Source organism: Petrotoga sp. DB-2 (genome assembly GCF_054051725.1).
This window is the reverse complement of sequence record NZ_JBSVZD010000006.1, coordinates 39,266-56,603: the sequence shown is the minus strand read 5'-3', so window position 1 is coordinate 56,603 and position 17,338 is coordinate 39,266. Positions and strand designations below refer to the sequence as shown.

The 17,338-nt window shown below is 36.1% G+C and carries 15 protein-coding genes, 1 tRNA gene and 1 pseudogene; 12 read left to right on the top strand and 5 right to left on the bottom strand.

The annotated features are described in order from the left end of the window. The first annotated feature begins 71 nt into the window (after window positions 1–71). The 5 genes from ACW9JY_RS03805 to rplT all read left to right on the top strand — a co-directional run bounded on the left by ACW9JY_RS03805 (window position 72) and on the right by rplT (window position 1,792). A complete protein-coding gene (locus ACW9JY_RS03805) occupies window positions 72–308 on the top strand; it encodes an FmdB family zinc ribbon protein (protein WP_457283446.1) in 237 nt (78 codons plus the stop codon). 39 nt (window positions 309–347) lie between these two features. After that, window positions 348–423 (top strand) — tRNA-Lys (locus ACW9JY_RS03800). Between the two features lie 198 nt (window positions 424–621). Further along, on the top strand, window positions 622–1,149 hold the full coding sequence (gene infC, locus ACW9JY_RS03795; protein WP_103077001.1) for a translation initiation factor IF-3: 528 nt from the start codon (window positions 622–624) through the stop codon (window positions 1,147–1,149). A 40-nt stretch (window positions 1,150–1,189) separates the two neighbouring features. Then, entirely contained in the window at window positions 1,190–1,387 is a 198-nt protein-coding gene (locus ACW9JY_RS03790) for a large ribosomal subunit protein bL35 (protein ID WP_211287819.1), read from the top strand. A 39-nt stretch (window positions 1,388–1,426) separates the two neighbouring features. Next, window positions 1,427–1,792: a 50S ribosomal protein L20 gene (gene rplT / locus ACW9JY_RS03785; RefSeq protein ID WP_103077003.1), complete on the top strand. Its 366-nt coding sequence runs from the start codon at window positions 1,427–1,429 to the stop codon at window positions 1,790–1,792. Between the two features lie 180 nt (window positions 1,793–1,972). On the opposite strand, the pseudogene ACW9JY_RS03780 reads toward rplT, so the two are convergent. Next, window positions 1,973–2,314: pseudogene (locus tag ACW9JY_RS03780) on the bottom strand (methyl-accepting chemotaxis protein); the annotation flags it as partial. Window positions 2,315–2,881: 567 nt separating this feature from the next. Next, window positions 2,882–3,697, bottom strand: a complete 816-nt coding sequence (locus ACW9JY_RS03775; protein WP_457283445.1) for a methyl-accepting chemotaxis protein — start codon at window positions 3,695–3,697, stop codon at window positions 2,882–2,884. A 335-nt stretch (window positions 3,698–4,032) separates the two neighbouring features. Between ACW9JY_RS03775 and cysC the strand changes: the two genes are divergently transcribed. The 6 genes from cysC to ACW9JY_RS03745 all read left to right on the top strand — a co-directional run bounded on the left by cysC (window position 4,033) and on the right by ACW9JY_RS03745 (window position 10,797). Next, the gene (gene cysC / locus ACW9JY_RS03770; protein ID WP_457283444.1) at window positions 4,033–4,638 is read left to right on the top strand and encodes an adenylyl-sulfate kinase; all 606 of its coding nucleotides are present in this window, start codon (window positions 4,033–4,035) and stop codon (window positions 4,636–4,638) included. Window positions 4,639–4,754: 116 nt separating this feature from the next. Then, window positions 4,755–5,909: a sulfate adenylyltransferase gene (sat, locus tag ACW9JY_RS03765; RefSeq protein ID WP_457283443.1), complete on the top strand. Its 1,155-nt coding sequence runs from the start codon at window positions 4,755–4,757 to the stop codon at window positions 5,907–5,909. Between the two features lie 69 nt (window positions 5,910–5,978). Further along, a complete protein-coding gene (locus ACW9JY_RS03760) occupies window positions 5,979–7,709 on the top strand; it encodes an ABC-ATPase domain-containing protein (RefSeq protein WP_457283442.1) in 1,731 nt (576 codons plus the stop codon). A gap of 360 nt (window positions 7,710–8,069) precedes the next feature. After that, window positions 8,070–8,339, top strand: a complete 270-nt coding sequence (locus tag ACW9JY_RS03755) for a metal-sensing transcriptional repressor (protein WP_457283441.1) — start codon at window positions 8,070–8,072, stop codon at window positions 8,337–8,339. A 17-nt stretch (window positions 8,340–8,356) separates the two neighbouring features. Beyond that, entirely contained in the window at window positions 8,357–10,576 is a 2,220-nt protein-coding gene (locus tag ACW9JY_RS03750) for a heavy metal translocating P-type ATPase (RefSeq protein ID WP_457283440.1), read from the top strand. An 11-nt stretch (window positions 10,577–10,587) separates the two neighbouring features. Then, window positions 10,588–10,797: a heavy-metal-associated domain-containing protein gene (locus tag ACW9JY_RS03745; RefSeq protein WP_103077009.1), complete on the top strand. Its 210-nt coding sequence runs from the start codon at window positions 10,588–10,590 to the stop codon at window positions 10,795–10,797. An 84-nt stretch (window positions 10,798–10,881) separates the two neighbouring features. On the opposite strand, the gene ACW9JY_RS03740 is transcribed toward ACW9JY_RS03745, so the two are convergent. The 3 genes from ACW9JY_RS03740 to ACW9JY_RS03730 all read right to left on the bottom strand — a co-directional run bounded on the left by ACW9JY_RS03740 (window position 10,882) and on the right by ACW9JY_RS03730 (window position 14,020). Beyond that, a complete protein-coding gene (locus ACW9JY_RS03740) occupies window positions 10,882–11,721 on the bottom strand; it encodes a carbohydrate ABC transporter permease (RefSeq protein ID WP_103077010.1) in 840 nt (279 codons plus the stop codon). A gap of 16 nt (window positions 11,722–11,737) precedes the next feature. Next, on the bottom strand, window positions 11,738–12,610 hold the full coding sequence (locus ACW9JY_RS03735; protein ID WP_103898380.1) for a carbohydrate ABC transporter permease: 873 nt from the start codon (window positions 12,608–12,610) through the stop codon (window positions 11,738–11,740). A 96-nt stretch (window positions 12,611–12,706) separates the two neighbouring features. Further along, window positions 12,707–14,020 (bottom strand): ABC transporter substrate-binding protein, encoded by a 1,314-nt coding sequence (locus tag ACW9JY_RS03730; protein WP_457283439.1) that lies wholly within the window; start codon window positions 14,018–14,020, stop codon window positions 12,707–12,709. A 219-nt stretch (window positions 14,021–14,239) separates the two neighbouring features. Between ACW9JY_RS03730 and ACW9JY_RS03725 the strand changes: the two genes are divergently transcribed. Next, window positions 14,240–17,308 carry an alpha-mannosidase gene (locus tag ACW9JY_RS03725; RefSeq protein WP_457283438.1) on the top strand — a complete coding sequence of 1,023 codons (3,069 nt, stop codon included), beginning with the start codon at window positions 14,240–14,242 and terminating at the stop codon, window positions 17,306–17,308. Window positions 17,309–17,338: the final 30 nt, after the last annotated feature.

Below are 17,338 nucleotides of genomic sequence, written 5' to 3'. Positions count from 1 at the left end.
AATTTGATATGGTATATAATGATTATTTGTGATTTTTCTTCAATAAAAATAAAAAAGGGGGAAGGATAAAATTGCCTCTATATAGGTATAAATGCAAAAATTGTGGTTATGAGTTCACTGTCTTGCATTCTATGAATGAAACACCCGAAGTTAAATGTGAACTATGCGGTTCGGAAACTGAAAAGGTGATTGGTAACGTGGGAATTTCTTTTAAGGGAGAAGGTTTCTACATTACGGATTCAAGAAAATCCAAATCAAAGTCTTCTTCATCTTCTTCAAGTAAAGAATCAGACCAGATCGCTTCTTGACAAACAAATAGAGTTAAGGTATAATTAAGAAGTGGTATAGGGCCATTAGCTCAGCTGGTAGAGCGACTGACTCTTAATCAGTAGGTCGTGGGTTCGATCCCCGCATGGCCCACCAGAATTTAATATTAGACAATAAATAAAGAGGAAGTCACCCACAGTTAACTTCCCACCCCGGGGAGTAATTAAAAACCGTCAGGGGTACGAATTTTGAAAAAAATAGCTCTTGTTTGAAAAAAGAGAATTTTTTTCTATTTAGGAAATAATGGGTGACAAATGTGTCACCCATTTTTTATCAATTAAATAAGGAAGGTGATTGTATATAAGCGATAAAGTCGCTAAGAATAACGAAATCAGAGCCAGAAAAGTACTGTTAATAGATCAAGATGGAAACAAACTCGGAGAGATGTCAACAAAGGAAGCGTTAAAATTAGCTCAACAATCGGGAGTAGATCTAGTCTTAGTAGCCCCTCAAGCCAAACCTCCCGTTGCTAGAATGATGGATTATGGTAAATATATCTACGAGAAAGAGAAGAAGGAAAAATTAGCGAAGAAAAAACAAAAAAAACAAGTTGTTAAAGAGATGAAATTCAGACTCAGAATCGATGAACATGATTTCAACACCAAATTGAAAAAGATAAGGGAATTTTTAGAAGACGGTCATAAAGTAAGAGTAGTAATTATGTTTTTAGGTAGAGATATACTTTTCAAAGAGAAAGGTAAGGAAATACTTGACAAAGTGGTATCTAAGACATCCGATATAGCAAAGGTTTCCCGAGGGGCGAAATTATTGGGTAAAGATATGGATATTATCTTAGAACCAATCAATGAGGACAAAAAATAAATAATAGTAATCTATATCCTAAAAATCAGGAGGAATCAAGATGCCTAAATTAAAAACAAAAGGTTCAGCAAAAAAAAGGTTTAAAGTCACTAAAACTGGAAAAATTCTCCGACATAGAAACAACGTGGGGCATAATACAGGCTTCAAGAAAAGCAGTCATATGAGAAGACTTAAAAGAGAGGTTGAAGTACCTAAGGAAATTGTGGATAAAGTTAAGAAATCACTTGGATTAAAATGATGATTTGAATTTAACTTAAGATAAAGGAGTGTATAAAATATGAGAATTAAACGATCCGTTGCTTCTCGCAAAAAAAGAAAAAAATATTTGAAAGCAGCCAAAGGATACACAGGAGCGTTGAGTAGACGTTATTCATTGGCAAAACAACAGTATTATAAATCCGGGAAATATTCTTATACAGGTAGAAAAAACAAAAAAAGAGATTACAGAAAACTCTGGATAACACGAATCAATGCTGCTGCAAGATCACAAGGATTGAAGTATAATGAGTTAATTCATGGTTTGAAATTGGCCAACGTCGACATAAATAGAAAAATGCTTTCCGAACTTGCTGTAAACGATCCAGATGGATTCAATGAATACGTGAATATTGCTAAACAATCTTTAGCTGAAAGCGTACAATAACTACAAAAAGGGCGAAGCCACTCGCCCTTATTTTTTATCCACAACCAGTTTTACTTTCCTTTTTAGCCTATCTTCAATTAGTTCAAGAAAATCAAGACTTACCTTCTTGCTACCTATGATTCCTTATAATCGCGCCATTAAAAATATAACAAAGGTCAACTTAGAGCTAGATATCCACCATTACTTTGAACGGACTTCACCCAAGCTGGCCAACCTATTGGCCAGTTGAGAGAGATCTGCTGCCACTCGGCTGAGCCGCTTCGTATCGGCAGCTACCTCCTGTGTGGTAGCGGACTGCTGCTCAATTACTCCGTCGGTTTTTCTTATTCCTTCCACAATTTCCTCCACGGAAACCTCAATATTATGCAAAATTTGCCCAATTTGATCCGCAGATAGACTGGAATTCTCCGCTAGTTTTCTCACCTCTTGAGCGACCACAGTGAATCCTCGTCCATGTTCACCAGCCCGGGCCGCCTCAATCGCGGCGTTCAGCCCCAACAATTTAGTTTGATCTGCCACCATCCGGATAAATCGGAGAATCTTATCCGTTTCTTCTAGGTGTTCCCGTGCCCGACTAGTTGCTACATCTAACATTTTACTTTGCTTAGTAATATCTTCTGCTCCGGACGCCATAACTTGGGTAGCTGCAGACAATTGTTCCACGGTGGTGGCTACTTCCCGGGCAGTAACTGCCAATTCCTTAGCTCCGCTCTGTAACTTCTCTAGCATGGTTTCACGTGCTTTTACCAGTTCCATCATCAATCTGGCTACACGCGCATCGACAATAATTGTTTGCGATTGCTTATGCTCATTAAGAGCTTGCTCCACCCTGGTTTTTCCAGTGACCTCAAATATCAAATCCAGTTGAGGTACGTTCAAAAGGTCTCGGAAATCATTAAATATTGGGACACCATAAGCTTTTGCCAGGGCAATGCCCGGAGCCTCGGGATTAACTTCAGCCAACCCTACCAACCGTACATCCGGAAGACTGTATAGGGCTCGCATAATAGAAGTGCCGCCAAGGCCACCTCCAACAATTCCTATAAAAACTTCAGACATTCTTTTGCCTCCCTTTAACTGTTATAATTTTCACATTATCTCAACCTTCGTATCGGCAGCTACCTCCTGTGTGGTAGCGGACTGCTGCTCAATTACTCCGTCGGTTTTTCTTATTCCTTCCACAATTTCCTCCACGGAAACCTCAATATTATGCAAAATTTGCCCAATTTGATCCGCAGATAGACTGGAATTCTCCGCTAGTTTTCTCACCTCTTGAGCGACCACAGTGAATCCTCGTCCATGTTCACCAGCCCGGGCCGCCTCAATCGCGGCGTTCAGCCCCAACAATTTAGTTTGATCTGCCACCATCCGGATAAATCGGAGAATCTTATCCGTTTCTTCTAGGTGTTCCCGTGCCCGACTAGTTGCTACATCTAACATTTTACTTTGCTTAGTAATATCTTCTGCTCCGGACGCCATAACTTGGGTAGCTGCAGACAATTGTTCCACGGTGGTGGCTACTTCCCGGGCAGTAACTGCCAATTCCTTAGCTCCGCTCTGTAACTTCTCTAGCATGGTTTCACGTGCTTTTACCAGTTCCATCATCAATCTGGCTACACGCGCATCGACAATAATTGTTTGCGATTGCTTATGCTCATTAAGAGCTTGCTCCACCCTGGTTTTTCCAGTGACCTCAAATATCAAATCCAGTTGAGGTACGTTCAAAAGGTCTCGGAAATCATTAAATATTGGGACACCATAAGCTTTTGCCAGGGCAATGCCCGGAGCCTCGGGATTAACTTCAGCCAACCCTACCAACCGTACATCCGGAAGACTGTATAGGGCTCGCATAATAGAAGTGCCGCCAAGGCCACCTCCAACAATTCCTATAAAAACTTCAGACATTCTTTTGCCTCCCTTTAACTGTTATAATTTTCACATTATCTCAACCTTCGTAACTAAAAAGCCCCTGTTAGTTTTATTGTACTATATATTTGCTTAATTATACTATATTTTTTTGAAAGACAGCATATTCGTGCATTTGATCATATTAGGCGTCGTGAAAGAAAACGGTTAGATTATAAAAATAAATACATTCCTGCCAAAACATCATTTTAATGACAATTAATATTGATCCAATGCGTTAACTTGACTGTACCCTCTGATTGGAGTATAATCGTCTTGATAGAGTCCTTTTATTAAGATTTGTATTATAAATAAAGCTTTTGGGAGGTATAAAAGTGGAAAGAAAAAAGAGCGAAAATGTAGTATGGCATGCTGGAAAGGTAAAAAAAGAAGACAGAGAAAGATTTTTAGGGCAAAAGGGAGTAATCCTTTGGTTTACTGGATTATCTGGATCTGGAAAATCAACTATAGCACATGAATTAGAAGAAAGATTGTTGAAAATAGGAAAGTTGTCGTATGTTTTGGATGGAGACAACATTAGACACGGTTTAAATGGTGATTTAGGATTTTCCCCAGAAGATAGGGAAGAAAATATTAGAAGGATAGGAGAGGTTGCAAAGTTATTCTCTGATCTTGGGATAATTACAATGACGGCCTTCATTTCCCCATACAAAAAAGATAGGCAGAGGGTAAGAGAGTTAGTAAAAGATGGAGAATTCATAGAGATATACGTAAAATGTCCACTTGATGAATTGAAAAACAGAGACCCAAAGGGCATGTACGAAAAGGCGATGAAAGGCAAAATAAAAAATTTCACAGGGATTTCAGCTCCATACGAAGAACCAGAGAATCCCGAACTAATCTTGAACACCGATGTAGAAAGCATAGAAGAATCGGTTGAAAAGGTTATTGAATATTTGAGAAACAAAAATATTATCTGAACAAATCGGGTGGGGAGCGGGGCAAAAAGCCAAGACCCTTTTATCCTTATGGGTGGGGAACGGGGTGAAGGGGCGCTAAAACAGTTTTATGAATAAAAACTATGGAGGTCTAAAAAATGATTGAGCCACACGGTGGAAAATTAGTCAACAAAATAGCTACTGAAGAAGAAAAAAAAGAATGGTTAAAAAGATCGAAAGAGTTGAAAAGTATAAGTGTAACTTATTTTGATCTATCTGAGTTAGAAAACATTGCAACTGGGCTATTCAGCCCCTTAGAAGGGTTTATGACAAAAGAAGATTACGATTCTGTTTTAAACAACATGAGGTTATCTAACGGAACGGTATGGTCTATCCCAATAATTCTATCGGTAAAAAAAGAAATTGCAGACGAACTAAAAGTGGGAGAAGATGTATTGATAAAGAATCAAGAAGATTCAAAAGAGTACGCGATACTACATCTTCAAGAAAAGTACGAAAGAAGGAAAGAAGAAGAGGCACTGAAAGTTTACAAAACTCAAGATAAAGCCCACCCTGGGGTTAAGTTTTTATTCGAACAAGGAGAGATAGCATTAGGCGGGGAGATTACCTTACTCAACAGGATAGAGCACGAAAACTTTCAAGAGTTCAGGCTCGATCCAAAAGATACAAGAAAGATATTCTCTGAAAAAGGATGGAAAACAATAGTAGCCTTTCAAACGAGAAATCCCATACACAGGGCACACGAGTATTTGCAGAAAACAGCGCTTGAAATCGTCGATGGTTTGTTCTTAAACCCATTGGTGGGAAAAACAAAAGCTGAAGACATCCCCTCCGATGTGAGGATGAAATCCTACGAAGTTATACTGGACAAGTATTACCCAAAAGAAAGGGTATTTTTAGGGGTGTTTCCTGTTAACATGAGATACGCTGGACCAAAAGAAGCTATATTTCATGCTATATGTAGAAAGAACTATGGATGCACACACTTTATTGTAGGAAGAGACCATGCAGGTGTTGGAAATTACTATGGAACTTACGAAGCTCAAGAGATATTTGACCAGTTTAAACCCGAAGAGATAGGGATAGTGCCACTAAAATTTGAACATGCGTTTTATTGCACCAAGTGTGAAAATATGGCTACGGCAAAAACATGTCCACACGGAAAAGAAGATCATGTGTTCCTTAGTGGGACAAAGGTAAGGGAGATGCTTTCAAAAGGAGAAAAACCACCAAAAGAGTTCACAAGAGCCGAGGTCGCAGAAATACTAATGGAATATTATATGGATAAGTGATTTAGTTAATTATTAGATAAAATATTAGATTGTTGAAAATATACAAGGCGTCTTTTTGGAGGTATGAAGATGCAAAGCAAGGAAGAATTAAAGAATACATTCAAAAATATTAACGGACGAGGATATAAGGCTTATAAACAGATACAGTCAAATTGGTATGATTTTGGCTATTACAAGTTAGGAATACCGTACGTACAAGGAGATCCTTTTGCCAGCCCTTCCAGTATTCTAATTAGAATAGACCAGCAAGTAACAAAATTTCCAGCCTGGTTCTGGGAAAACAAGATAAGACGAATGGCAGTGGCTGATTTTTTAACTAGATTAATTGAGCAAGCCATAAAAAAATATAGCAAAGGTCAAAGGGGATCTGGAAAAAGCGGACTGATCGCCATTGCTAAGACAGGTCAGGAAGTATTGGAAAGAACCTCTGTTGAATTTAATAAAGAGATAATAGAGGCCCGGCTTAGTTTAGGTTTACCCGCCGCTGGTCGTAGAGTACTGGGCAACGAAGCTTATAAAATGTTTTTTGAAGAACTACCTAAAATTATTGATAATACTCTATATTATGATAATATTAACTCTTCATCATTGAAAACACATGTTCAAGTCGTTGAAGATCAAGAGATTTTACGAGGAAAACTAGAGGAACAGGGGTTGGTGGCTTTTATTGCGAATGGGGCAATTTTACCTAGACAAAGTGGAGTCGATGATCACCCTTTAACTGGTAGTAAAGTTGTACCTTTTATGTCACCATCGGAATATGAAGTAACCTTTGATCTTCCCCATCTAGGAAAAATTAAAGGTATGGGGGTTAAAGAGGGAATAACCCTTATTGTGGGGGGTGGATACCACGGAAAATCAACTCTACTTAACGCTTTAGAAAAGGGAGTTTATAATCACATCCCTGGTGATGGGCGGGAATATGTCGTTACCAGAGAAGATGCTGTTAAGATAAGAGCCGAAGATGGCAGAAGAATTGAAAAGGTTGATATTAGTCCCTTTATTAATAATTTACCTCAGGGTGAAACAACAACAGATTTTTGCACCGAGAATGCTAGTGGAAGTACTTCCCAGGCTGCCAATATTATAGAAGCCCTAGAGATAGGTACTAAACTATTATTAATTGATGAAGATACATGTGCTACTAATTTTATGATTAGAGATTCCCGAATGCAAAGGTTGGTTACTAAAGATAAGGAACCTATTACTCCTTTCATTGATAAAGTCAAAAGCTTATATACTGATTATAAAGTCTCTACTGTGATCGTAGTTGGAGGAGCTGGAGATTACTTTGATGTTGCAGATCATGTGATCATGATGGATGAATATAGACCTAAGGATGTAACAAATCTGGCACACAAGATTGCAATAGAGCTTCCTACCCAGCGAAAAAAGGAAAGCTCTGATAAATTTGGTCGAATTTGTCGCAGAGTTCCCGACCCTGATAGTATTAACCCTAAGCGGGGAAATAAATTCAAAGTTAAAGCCTTAAGCAAAGATGTTATTCATTTTGGTAGAAACAATATTGAATTGAGTAACCTTGAGCAGCTTTTAAATAGAGAACAGGCTAAAACAATTGGTTATATCCTTGTCTTTGCTTTACAGAAAGGAATCATAGATGGCCAGAGTTCACTGGGAGATATATTGAATAAAATCTTCAATATTTTAGAAAAAGAAGGACTTAAAATTATCTCTCCTTTTAACTACCCTGATGGTGATTACGTAAAACCAAGACCGTACGAGGTAGGGGCAGCTTTAAACAGGTTGCGAACTCTTAAAGTGAAAAAAGTAGAAATCTAATTAATAGAGGATGAAAAATGACTTAGCTGTTTTCTAGTTAAAATATTGGATTGTTGAAAAATATTAAAGGCGTCTGCATAAGGCGTCTTTTTTATTGGTTTGGGGTTTTATTGTATATTTTGTGAAACAATAATAGGCCATTCCACCAAAGCCATAACTTTGTGGTGTAGTATTTACTTACTTTAGAGTTACTTACTCACAAGTTAGTAACTCATGAGTAAATGATCTAATTTATATTATTTTAATAAGTTTTAAAGATTTTGTGTCCCATAAAAAGAAATAATTAATTTGACCGTAATAAAAATAGATTATAATTTTCATACCCTCCCCTGGTGGGATGGATAAAAAGGAGGCGATTTTATGAAACACGAAAAGGCTCTTAGAAAACTTAAAACAGCACGCGGACAGATTGATGCAGCCATAAAAATGATTGAAGAAGAGAGATACTGTATCGATATATCTAAGCAATTGTTAGCCACAATTTCTCTTTTAAAAAATGCTCATTCTGAAATATTGAAAAAACACATAGAAACATGTGTAAAAGATGCAATGTCTTCTAAAGATCCCGAAGAAATCAATATAAAATTAGAAGAACTTGAAGAGGTTTTCGATTATCTCAAAAAAACGTAGAAAAGGTGGTGCACTATATGAGTGAAGTCAAAGAAAAATCGTTAGAACCATCAAATTCTCAAGAAAAATTTGCCCAAAATAATAAATTATCTTTCAGTGTTCAGGGGATGACCTGCGCTACATGTGTAAAAAATGTAGAAAGGGCACTTAAAAAATTAGATGGGGTAAAATATGTCTCTGTCAATTTAGCCACAGAAAAAGCTGTATTAATATCACAAGAAGCTATTCCAATGAATAAAATCAAAAAGGCTGTATCAGACGTTGGATACAAAGTTTCTGAAGAAATGCCTACCGAGGATTTGATAGAAAAGAGATTCAAAGAATCTCGAAAAGATATGTATATTTCATTAGGTATCACGATTCCTCTTATGATTCTTATGATCTTAAATATGAGCGGGTTGCATATTCCTTTTATGCTATTGATTGAATTAATCGGTGGTGCAGCAACAATCTTCATACCAGGTAGAAAAACTTTAAAGAGCGCTTGGATAGCTTTATCTCATCTTCATACCAATATGGATACATTAGTTTCCCTTGGAGCTATTTCCGCTTGGGCGACTACAGTTTTAGCAATTATTGGTTTAGATATCCTTTCTTTTGGAACTATTGCATCTATGCTTATTACCCTGAATCTGGTAGGTAGATACATTGAAGCAAGGATGAAACATAGTGCTTCAAGAGAAATAAAGCTTCTTCTTTCGATGAAAGTTGACAAAGCGAATGTAATTACTGATGAGGGAGTGGTTGAATTACCCATAGAGACAGTCAAAATAGGTGACTTAATACTGGTGAGGCAAGGAGAAAAAATTCCTTTAGATGGTACTATCGTGGAAGGGCAAGCTTCCATAAACGAATCTATGATAAGCGGTGAACCATTACCTGTATTAAAAGGCGAGAAGGATCCGGTAGTGAGTGGAACAATAGTCGAATCAGGTCTCTTAAAAATAAAAGTAGAAAAAGTCGGACAAGACACATTCTTAAATCAAATGATCAAACTTGTAGAAGAAGCTCAATCCTCTAAAGTACCTATTCAAGCTCTGGCTGACAGAATAACCTTGTATTTTATACCAACAGTTTTTTCTTTAGCTGTCTTAAGCGGCGTACTTTGGTTTTTCCAATATGAAACATTCCAACCTTTTTTGGTTAACGTTTCAAATGTCATTCCTTGGGTCCTTACAGATGCTGGTCCGCTATCTACTGCTATTTTTTCGTTTGTTGCCACTCTTGTTATAGCGTGCCCATGTGCACTCGGCTTAGCAACACCTATGGCCCTTGTAGCCGCAAGTTCTGTATCTGCAAAAAAAGGATTGATCATAAAAAATGGAGAAGCCATTCAAACGGCTAAAGATATAGATACAATTCTCATGGACAAAACCGGAACCTTAACTAAAGGACAACCTTCAGTTATCGAACACAATTTAGATGATGAAACATTTTTAATTATTTCAGAAATAGAGAAAAATTCTACTCACCCCTTGGCTAAGGCGATAGTAGAATACGCATCTGAACATATTAAAAATCAGAACGTAGAAATTGAAGAAATAGAGGAAATAACAGGTGAAGGAATCGTTGGAACATACAAAAACAATGAATACTATATAGGTAAACCACGTGATCCAAAACCCTACCAAGAATTTATGGAAAACGCAGAGACGGTAATAGAGGTAAGTAAAAATGAAAAAATTGTTGGATACATAAGAATCGCAGACGAGATTAAAAGCGATGCTGTAGAAGCTATAAAAAAATTAAAAGAAATGGGAATGGAACCCATAATGGTAACAGGTGACAACGAAAACACCGCCAGAGCAGTTGCTAAAAAGGTTGGAATTGATAAGGCATTTGCAAATATATCACCTAAAAATAAAGTAGAAATAGTCAGAAAATATCAAATAGAAGGGAAAAAGATCGGTATGATAGGCGATGGAATAAACGATGCTGCAGCATTAAAATCATCTGATATGGGTATTGCAATAGGTAACGGGACAGATTTGGCAATAGAATCAGCAGATGTAATTATTAGTCAGGGCGAAATTTCAAAAGTTATAGATGCAATAAAGATATCAGAAATAACCTTTAAAAAAATCAAGCAAAACTTATTCTGGGCTTTCTTCTACAACATTATCGCCATACCTTTGGCAATGATTGGAATCCTTCACCCAGCAATAGCAGAAATTGCCATGTTATTTAGTTCAATAAACGTAATTTACAATTCAAGCAGAATCACAAAAAAACTTTAGGAGGTTGCATAATGAAATACGTATTTGATGTTCCAGATATGTCTTGCGAACATTGCAAGATGAATATAGAAAGGCAATTAAAGTCTTCGGGCATTGTGCAAAATTTCAACGTTGATTTAGAAAACAAAAAAGTAGAAGTTGAAACATTACAAGAACCAGAAAAAATAGAAAACTTATTGGATGAAATAGGTTATCCCCCAAAATTGGTAAGCCCGGAATAATTTATCAAAAAACAGGAGCCCCTGTGGCTCCTGCTTATATTTATATCATTTACATTATTAAAAATAAAAATGGCTTTACTCCATTTATTCCTTCAGCCCACTATTTACCAAACTTTTTACAAACAAATCTTGAAGCAGAAAAAATATTATGAGGGTAGGTAACGCAACCAACAACGTCCCTGCCATTATTACTCCCCAATTGTTACTAGTCTCTCCCGAGATCAACATCTTTACACCAACCTGTACCGTCCTCATATTGTCTTGCATGGTAACTATCAAAGGCCAAAGATACATATTCCATGCATAAACAAAATTGATAATAGCCGCTCCAGCGATTATTGGTCCAGACAAGGGTATAAGCACCTTAAAAAAGTATTGCATAGCTGAAGCGCCATCTATTTTTGCTGCATCCTCTAAAGAACGAGGGATCGTCATAAAATGTTGCCTAAATAGGAAGGTATTGGTTGCAGAGGCGGTAAAAGGTATTATCAGCGCCCAATAGGTGTTAACCCAACCGAGATTTGACATCAGCATAAACAAAGGTAAAATCATAACAGTTTCGGCAGGCAAAAATAAAGTTACAAAGAGTGTGGAAAATAATATGTTCTTTCCTTTAAATCGAAAAGAAGAAAAGGCATAAGCAGCGAATGTTCCTGTTATTAACTTTCCTAATGTTGTAAATGAAGCCACAAGCAACGAATTGAACAACATTCTGCCCATTGGAACAAGTTCTATAGCTGTGATGTAATTTTTAAAATTGATACTTGAAGGAAAAAACTTAGGTGGATAAGAGAAAACCTCCGTAGGTTCCATAAAACTCATAGAAATTGCCAGTATAAAAGGTAAGAACATGAAAAAAGACACAATTATTAACCCTAACTCTACAAAAACATAATTAACTTTTTCTCTAGTCGATTTTCTCATTATTGCTTGACTCCCTTCATTGATAATGAACCCTTTTCTCACCAAATCTAAAATAAAGAAAGGTGATAAATGACATAATTATAAATAGAACAACACTTTCAGCTGCTGCTAAACTCGTTTTTTGGAAAAAGAACGCATCTTGATATAGTTTGTAAATTAAAGTTGTTGTGCTTCCTAAAGGTCCTCCTCTTGTCATAATGTCAATGATCCCAAACGACTCAAACATTCCATTGGTAATGTTCATAATAACTAAGTAAAATGTAATGGGAGAAAGTATAGGAAATTTTATTTTCCACATCCTTTGCCATACGTTTGCCCCATCAATTAAAGAACTCTCTATTATTGATTCCGATATGGACTGTAATCCTGCAAGATAGAAAATAATTGAAAAAGGCAGCATCTTCCAAACACTGGCAACTATAATTGAAATTAAGGCATATGGCACTTGATTTAACCAATTAATACTTTCTCCTGTAATTCTTGACAAAATATAATTCACATGTCCTGCAACCGGGTTCAACATGAAGGTCCACAACGCACCTCCGATAGTAAAGGAAATAACATAAGGAACAAAAATTAAAGTTCTATAAATTTTTACCCCAAAGACCTTATTATCTAGTAATTGTGCAATAAGGTAACCTAAAATAATGACTATTATTACTGTTGTAACTATATATATGAATGTAACCCTTAAAGCATCCCAATATGCCTCATTTTCAAAAAGTTTAATGTAGTTGTCAAAACCCGCGAATATCCTCTTATCGCCAAAAGGTGATATTTTGTAAAAACTCATTAGAAAAGAGTTAATTGCTGGCCAATATATAAAAAGGGCAATAATTATTAGTGTAGGTGCAAGCAAAAGATAAGGTGTGTATTTTCCCCACTTCATATTTTATTTCCTCCTAAAAATCCAAGGAAGAAAAAGTCTTCCTTGGATTAATAACATTTGAAATTATAGAATTATCTTAGAGATGTGATTGATAGATTACTGATAGAATTCGTTATATTCTTGGATTAATTCTGTCACTTGGCTTTCAGCCCAACTCAATGCCTCTTCAGGTGTCATTTGTCCATCAACCATTCTTTCATACGCTATTTCTATAGTTTCTCGGGTTTCAGGGAAGACGCCAATAACTGCTCCAGCTGAGTTGAAATCTCTTTTAGCTAACAATAATTGCAATAAGGAAGTGAAGTAATTGGGGTTCTCAGCATAAAATTCTTCATAGTGCAACCTCTGAATGGCATCTTTTCTTACTGGAAAATATCCTGTACCTTGGTGCCATCTAATTTGTTGATCTTCACGATTGACAAACTTCAAAAATTCCCAGGCAGCTTTGGTTTCTTCGTCCGGATGACCATCTATCAACCATAAGCTCGCTCCTCCAATGACTGGTCCTCCACTGACACTTATATCTGGAACAGGCAAAAAGGCTGTTCCTAACTCGTAGCCATTGCTTTCTAACCCTTCTTGAAAAATCTTTACATCAGATGTTGAAAAGAAATTCATAGCTGCTCTGCCTGAGACGAAATTCTGTCCAGCTGCATCCCAATCTTCCCTAGTAGTGTTCAGAATTAGACCTTCTTTGTTCAATTGATCAAACAGTTCAAATATTTTTAAACCTGCATCACTATCGAAGACAGCCTCTGTTGCTCTGGCGGTTCTTCCGTTATCGTTGTTAACAAGTGGTGCATCAGCGGCAGCCATAAGTTGTTCAATTATCCACGAATGGGTAGGCCAAGTTAATCCGTATTGAACAGTAGTTCCACTTGAGTCTTTCTTTGTTAAAATTCTAGAGTATTCTAACAGCTCTTCGTAGGTTTGAGGAGGTCTATTTGGATCTAAGCCAGCTTCTTCAAAGAGCGTTTTGTTGTAGTACAACAAAGCAGTAGATGAATTGAAAGGCATTGAGTACAACTTTCCATCAACTTTGTAGTAATTTAATATAGGTTCCAACAAAACCCCTACATCATAAGAATCATCTTGATCAAGTAAATCTTGCACTGGAACGATGACACCACTGTCTATCATAAGTCTTGTACCTATTTCGTAAATCTGAACTATGTGTGGTGCGTTCCCAGATTGTACCGCTGCAATAAGCTTATTCAGTGTTTCAGGATAACTTCCTGAATATTGTGCATTTACATTTATATCCGGATAAGCCTCTTCAAAATCACTCACAATATCTTCGATCAAAGCTATCCTGTCTCCACTCATCGCATGCCAAAACTCTATGGTTACAGGAAAAGACAAAACGCTTAACAAAGAAACCATAAATACAAACATAACCAACCTTTTCACAAAACTCACCTCCGATAGATTTTTGAAACTATTTAAAGACTTTACTCAACAACTTTTTGTATCTCAATAGTACTTTATTTTTATTTGTGAAATATAAGGAAGCATAAAGATTTATTAAGCACTAAATACTTTCAAAGTTCTTTTCTTGTTTTTTACTATTTTCTCTTATTAGCTGTGTTATCATTAATTTGATCGCTATCTAGGAGGCCAATATAAAACATGTTAGAAAACATAACCAAGAAAAAGTTAGAAAATGGATTAAGAGAAGTAAAAAAATTTCAAACTCTAAGTATTCTGCAAATTCAGCAAATGGAATACTTTGAAGACAAAGAAAGAAGATTCAAACCAGAATTCAACGATTCAATAGACTGGAAAAAGATAGAAATAGAGGAAAAGTGGGGAGGATACGATAAGGTATTTTGGTTTAGAAAAAATATCGAGCTGCCTGAGAATATTGGCGAAGAAAGGCTTTTTTTGAAGGTTTCTTTAGAAAAAGATGGTGATTTGGACGTTATTCCTGATTATCCTGAATCTTTACTCTTTGTAAATGGTCAATTCGTTCAAGGAATAGACAAATACCATAAAGAGGCTATAATATCTCCAAAGATCGTACAAGGAAATGTATTGAAGATATACTTAAGGTCATGGACTGGCTTGAGAGGGAAATTAAATTATACATTTTCAGGTTTGGAACTTTACAAAATAGAAAAATATTCACAAAAGTACTATTTCCTAGCAAAGAATATTCTTGACACAATCGATCAACTAAGTCAAAATGATATTGTAAAAGTAAAATTGTTCAACATTCTAAATGAGTCTTACAAAAGAATCAATTTTACAAAACCCCGATCCAAAGAATACTATGAATCAATAAAAGACAGTTATAATTTTTTGCAAGAAGAATTGAAAAAACTAAGAAATTTTAAAATGGATTCTCCAAAAGTTGTTTTGACAGGGCATTCTCATATAGATATGGCATGGCTTTGGACTGTTTTACACACAAGAGAAAAAGCACAAAGAACCTTTTCGACAGTTCTCAATCTAATGCAAGAGTATCCAGAATATGCATTTATGCACTCTTCTCCGGCATTGTACAAGTTCCTAAAAAATGATTACCCTGAGTTGTATGAAAAAGTAAAGGAAAAAATTAAAGAAGGCAGATGGGAAGCAACTGGTGGTATGTGGATAGAGTCCGATTCTAATATTTCTCCAGGTGAGTTTTTGATAAGACAGATACTATTCGGGAAAAGGTTTTTTAAAGAAGAGCTTGGAGTTGATTCTAAGGTTGTATGGTTGCCCGATGCATTTGGTTACACATATGCCCTACCTCAAATAATAAAGAAAAGTGGGATGAAATACTTTGCTACAACCAAAATAAGCTGGAATGAAATCAACAAATTTCCTTACGATACTTTTTGGTGGAAAGGCATCGATGGCACTAAAATTTTATCCCATTTTATTACAACACCTGATAAAAACAATTATTATTATACCTACAACGGTATGGTGGAACCCTTCACGATAAAAGGGATATGGGATAATTACAAACAAAAAGATATAAACGATGAATTACTTCTTGTCTTCGGTTGGGGAGATGGGGGCGGAGGCCCAACATATGAAATGTTAGAAAATTATCAAGCAATAAAAGAAATCCCAGGTTTACCCCAAGTGGAGATGGGAAGAGTAGAGGATTATTTTGAAAAATTGGAAGAGAGAATAAGAGATAAAAATGTCCCAGTTTGGGATGATGAGTTGTACTTCGAATTACATCGAGGTACGTATACTTCACAAGCCTTTGTGAAAAGGGAAAACAGAAAATCAGAAGTATTGTACCATAACGCAGAGTTATTAAACTCAATGGCTTTGAAATTATTTAAAGATTTTCAATATCCTAAAAATTCTCTGAATGAAGGATGGGAACTATTATTATTAAACCAATTCCACGATATTTTACCAGGTTCTTCAATAAGAGAGGTCTATGAGGATGCAAGAAGGGATTTTGAAAAGATAAAGGGGATAGCTAACAAAGAGATTGAAAGAGCTATTTCTATGATTTCAAAGGAAATAAAAAGCGAAGAAGACAGTTTGGTATTATTCAACACCACCCCCTTTGAAAGGGACGAGATTGTAGAGTTAGAAAACGGTAAAAAAACGTTGGTTAGAGGAATACCCTCTTTTGGCTATAAAAGTATTAAGGTATCCAATTTGGAGCAGAAGCAAATTGATGAAAAAATGATTGTGAAAGAAAATTACATTGAAAACAGATACTATATAATCGAATTCAACGAAAAAGGGCAGATTAAAAGATTATACGATAAAGAAAATAAAAGGGAAGTATTGGAAGAAGGGAAATTGGGAAACGTGCTACAAACCTTCGAAGATAAACCTTACTTTTTTGATGCATGGGACATTTCTCCTTATTTCAATGAAAAGATGAAAGAGGTTACTGATTTAATCGAAGTAAAAGTAGTTGAAGAGAATCCTTTAAAAGGTGTTTTAAAATTCTCCTGGAGGTTTTATGACTCCATTATTGAACAGAAAGTCATCGTATACAACCACACAAGAAGAATCGATTTCGATACCCATGTTGATTGGAAAGAGAAACAAGTTTTATTAAAAACAGCTTTTCCTGTTAATGTAAGGAGTACAAAAGCCACCTACAACATACAATTTGGAAACATAGAAAGAAGTACAACCAACAACACAAGTTGGGATATAGCAAAATTTGAAGTCCCAACACAGAAGTGGGCGGATCTTTCAGAAGCAAACTATGGAGTTTCCATACTAAACGATTGTAAACATGGGTATGATATAAAAGAAAACGTTATGAGACTCACTCTTCTAAGATCCCCAATCGAACCCGATGAAACCGCTGATAGAACAGAACATGTATTCATTTATTCTCTTCTACCACACGCTGGAACATGGAGAGATTCGCAAGTAATACAAGAAGCCTATAAATTGAATTACCCTGTAATAGTTAAAAAGATAGAAAAAAACGAAGAAGGAAGTTTTCCTGATAATTTCTCTTTTATCAAGGTCAACGATTCTGATGTGGTAATCGAAACCGTAAAAAAAGCAGAAGATGATGACTCTGTACTTGTTAGACTTTTCGAAGATAAAGGCAGTAGAAAAAAGGAAGTGGAAATAGAATTTTTTAGAACTATAAAAAAAGCGGTTGAATGTAATTTAATCGAAGAAGCAGAAAAAGAAACTGCGTTTAAAGATAATAAAATCGTATTCAATATAACCCCTTACGAAATAAAAACCTTTAAAGTGTGGCTTTAATTTAAGCTAAAGGCGGATTTTCTCCGCCTT